This window comes from Streptococcus sp. 79 (genome assembly GCF_013277425.1).
Classification (GTDB): Bacteria; Bacillota; Bacilli; order Lactobacillales; family Streptococcaceae; genus Streptococcus; species Streptococcus pseudopneumoniae.
Window position 1 is genome coordinate 27,835 of the sequence record NZ_VMMW01000084.1, and the last position, 3,824, is coordinate 31,658.

The 3,824-nt window shown below is 38.9% G+C and carries 4 protein-coding genes; all 4 read right to left on the reverse strand.

Features of this window, described 5'->3' with window-relative positions; genetic code table 11:
* Nucleotides 1-67: 67 nt before the first annotated feature.
* A complete protein-coding gene (locus HT729_RS09920; protein WP_172931980.1) occupies nt 68-1,171 on the reverse strand; it encodes an FAD-dependent oxidoreductase in 1,104 nt (367 codons plus the stop codon).
* Between the two features lie 216 nt (nt 1,172-1,387).
* Nucleotides 1,388-2,014, reverse strand: a complete 627-nt coding sequence (locus HT729_RS12200) for an Abi family protein (protein ID WP_226372039.1) — start codon at nt 2,012-2,014, stop codon at nt 1,388-1,390.
* A gap of 79 nt (nt 2,015-2,093) precedes the next feature.
* On the reverse strand, nt 2,094-2,243 hold the full coding sequence (locus tag HT729_RS12205; RefSeq protein WP_155246446.1) for a hypothetical protein: 150 nt from the start codon (nt 2,241-2,243) through the stop codon (nt 2,094-2,096).
* A 729-nt stretch (nt 2,244-2,972) separates the two neighbouring features.
* The coding region (locus tag HT729_RS09930; RefSeq protein ID WP_188110821.1) for a hypothetical protein at nt 2,973-3,824 on the reverse strand (852 nt) is incomplete at its 5' end.

Genomic DNA, 3,824 nt, shown 5'->3' on the forward strand with positions numbered 1-3,824 from the left:
CCTCAAAGCAGTGCTTTGAGCAGCCCGCTGCTAGTTTCCTAGTTTGTTTTTTGATTTTCATTGAGTATTATTCGCTTTTTACCGGTTTGACATAGTTTTCAATTGGGTAGTTTTCAGGGTTCAAAGTCAACTCCTTGCCTTTGACCAATTGAGCTAGGTGGTAACCAATAATAGGACCAGTTGTGAGGCCTGATGAACCTAGTCCACTAGCAGCGTAGACACCTGCCAATTCTGGCACTTGCCCAAAGAAAGGAGAGAAATCACTAGTATAGGCACGGATTCCCACACGCTCAGCCCTTGAAGTCGCTCTAGCTAAAACTGGATAGTGAGGTAAGGCTGCCTCCTCCATTTGCTGGAGCAAGATTTCATCTACCGTCAAATCAAATCCCATATCATTTTCATGGGTAGCACCTAGGGACAATTTGCCACCTGCAAAAGGAATCAAATCCCATTCCCCTTCTGGCATGACAACAGGGTAAAATTCCATGTCTTGGGCCAGCTGATAATCTCGGAGCTGTCCTTTCTGAGGACGGACATCCACAGCATAACCCAAGGGTTCTAACATATCCCCCAACCAAGCTCCCGTCGCCAAAATAACCTGCTCAAACTCCTCTTCACCAATCTGGTAGCCTGATGCTAACGGTGTCAGAGTCACTTTTTCTTTGACCAGCTTGACATGACTTGATTCCAGCAAATGAGTCACTAAAAGTTGGCCATCTACTCTCGCTCCACCAGAAGCATAGAGCAGACGGTCAAATCCCTGCAAACCAGGGAATAATTCATTAGCTGATGCTGGGTCCAGAATGGCTAATTGCCCTATCAAGGGAGATTCTTCTCTGCGCTGGAGGGCTAATTCATAGAGTTCTTCCAACTTGGATTCATCCTTTTTCAGGAGAAAGACTCCCGAACGATGGTAAAAGTCGATTTCTTGCCCTGATTTCTCTAAATCAGCTAATAAATCCACATAAAAATCAGCCCCCAAGCGCGCCATTTTGTACCAAGCTTTATTGCGGCGTTTGGAAAACCAAGGACTGATAATTCCTGCTGCAGCCTTGGTAGCCTGACCTTGTCCATGGTCAAAGACGGTTACCTCTAGGTCACTTTCTTTCGAGAGGTGGTAGGCAGCTGTTGCCCCCACAATTCCTGCTCCAATAATGGCAACTTTTTTCATTGTTATAATTTATTCCTTTTGTTTCACTCAAGGCACAACACAGAATAAAAAAGTTTTGTGCCCTTTATTTTGTTTTATACTAGACCTCCATACTATCTTATTCTTTCCAATAATTATCTATCTAAGAGATTATCCTATTCTTAATTGTCAATAAGTTCACCCAGTCCTCTGGAAGACCGTAGTGTCTCAAATCAATTTGTTCTCTACTTCCTTCTTCTAGTAAATTTTGTATTTTTTATTCCAAAAATTCTGGGTTTCTAGGGACATGGACAAAATAAGATGTCTCATTGCTATAAAATAAATAAATAATGTCTTATCATCATTCTCTGAGTTTGTCTCCAATAACTCCTTATCAGAATGATGAAGAGCAGGTAAGGTATGGTGTAAGCGTTCATATAATCTGCCATTATATGAGCATATATTTCTAAGATATCGAAGTGCATTACACCAGGACAATAAGATTTTAGCTGGAATTTTATCATCCTTATACAAGAGCAAACTAATATAAGCAGCAACCTTATTTCGATAACCTGGTTGTAAGGCGACAAGAAATGATGATATATTTCCAAATGTCATTAAACGAAAAACAGTCCAAGGCAACACAACACCATATTGTCTAATCTGATTCTTTACTATGGAATCATCTTGTTTTTCAAAAATAAACCGCGATAAATGATACTTTGTTTTCAAGACAGTATCCTGACGTTTAGGGTTATCCTTGCAGTATTTAGATTGTTCAGAAAAATATAAATCATCGTCTTCAAAAATATAAATAGTTTTTTGGTATCCAAGCGTCAGAGTATCAGCGGTACTCTTTTTCAAAAAGACTTCAATTCTCTCCAATATTTCTTGAAGGAAATTTCTAAGGTAACTATCAAATAAATAGGCTTACTTAGCTAAAATATACTGACGATTAACCAATTTACCATAAATCTACGCAATCCTTTTTATAAAATTCATCGTCAACATTATATGAAAAATCCCAATGAGATTTATCTTTCATATGTTGATACAATTCTTCTTCTGTCAGTGCAGGTTCAATCGCCATTTTTAACGTAGTAGGTGCTAACACAGGATTATAAACTAATCGTATTTTATCAACTATATCAATATTTCAAGGAATATATTCCTTGAAATTTGTTAATTCAAATATGGCAACATTCATTCTAACAGTCTCCACTATATGAAAAAAGGTCACCTAGTTATACATTGCTGCACCTTTGATGACTTCTAATCTACCTAGATTATACCACAATAATCCCTATTAATCAATAGAAATATTTTTTAAGTGTAGTATATTGAGCCTAGAATAGTAGGCTACGGATTCTAAAATATTTCTAGAAATTAATTTGACTTTCTCAATCTCTTTGTTCATATCTTATTTCAATCTACTATATATGATATACGTATGGTTGGTTATGGAGAGCACAATCATCTGACAAAACCAAGTGATAGAGAGCGCTTACATCAACTCCTAAAGAAAGATGGATAGAAAGACGCTTTTCAACTTCTTTCTATCCATTACTTCCTTCAAGAGTCCACACCAGCAATTTTCAGTTCCATTTCATGAACTATCTTACTTGTTTCGTGTTTCTTCTTTATCTTACTCTACCATCAAAGACTTCTACTTGTACTAGAGGAGGAAGCATTCCCATTTAAAAGACGGTGTCCTGTTCCCAGAACCACTTCCCCACTAGAAGCTGGTATATTCCCACTACAGGTTTGCGACTAACTTTTCCTATCGTCATTATCCAGCAATGTAGTAACTTCTATGGTCGCCTGCGATATTTCAACATGTCGCTTATCTTAGCTGAGCAAGAATCGCTTTGAGTTTCTCAATCAACTCGTCTTCTGTGTGGTCAGACTCTTTCTCATTGGCTAGGAAAGCAACTGCTTGAGCGAGAGCTTCTCGTGCTTGGTCGAGAACTTTCGTATCCACATTTGTAGAATCCAATTCTGCTTCAAGCTTGCTTAGTTCCTTGACCAATTTCTTGAGTTCTGACTCTTTCTTACGACGCGCGATGAGGAAGAGAAGGAGCCCAAGAAGGGCAAGTAGACTGCCAATCATTACTACATATGAAAATTCAGTAGTTGTCTGACTATCGTCTTTCATCTGATCTTTTTCTTGATTTTGCTGGTCTTCTTTCACACCTTTTAAGGAGTCTATTACCTCTCTCACTCTTCTAACAATATCACGCAAATCGGACTCTGTCAAACTTTCGTCATTAAGAGCTTGTTTAATCTCTGTAAGAAGAGCTTTAGCTGACTCAAGCGTTGTACTATCTATATCATCCAAATCTTTCAAACGACTTTCCAATCCTTCAACCAATCGAGCAAGCTCAGACTTGTCAACAGGACGAGTCTCGTTAGGAGTCACTGTAGTTCCTGAATTGTTTGGAGTGCTTGTAGAAACTGGCGTTTCTTGAGTAGAAGTGCTTGCTTGTGCCTGTCCAACAGTAGACGATGGAGTAGTAAGGGTCGTATTGCTACTATTGTCAGTTGTCACACCAGGGGCTGGAGTATTGCCTCTGTTATCTGGTGTCACACTGTTGCTATTGCTGCCAGCAGGGTTGGTAGTAGCTCCATTGTTGGTGTTGCCACTGTTGCTAGTATCAGTACTATTATTACCAGATTTTTTCTCTACGGTTTCTGT

What these genes read in the sequence shown, in the direction of transcription:
- HT729_RS09920 (WP_172931980.1), bottom strand. Translation starts at nt 1,171, where the DNA reads ATGAAAAAAGTTGCCATTATTGGAGCAGGAATTGTGGGGGCAACAGCT.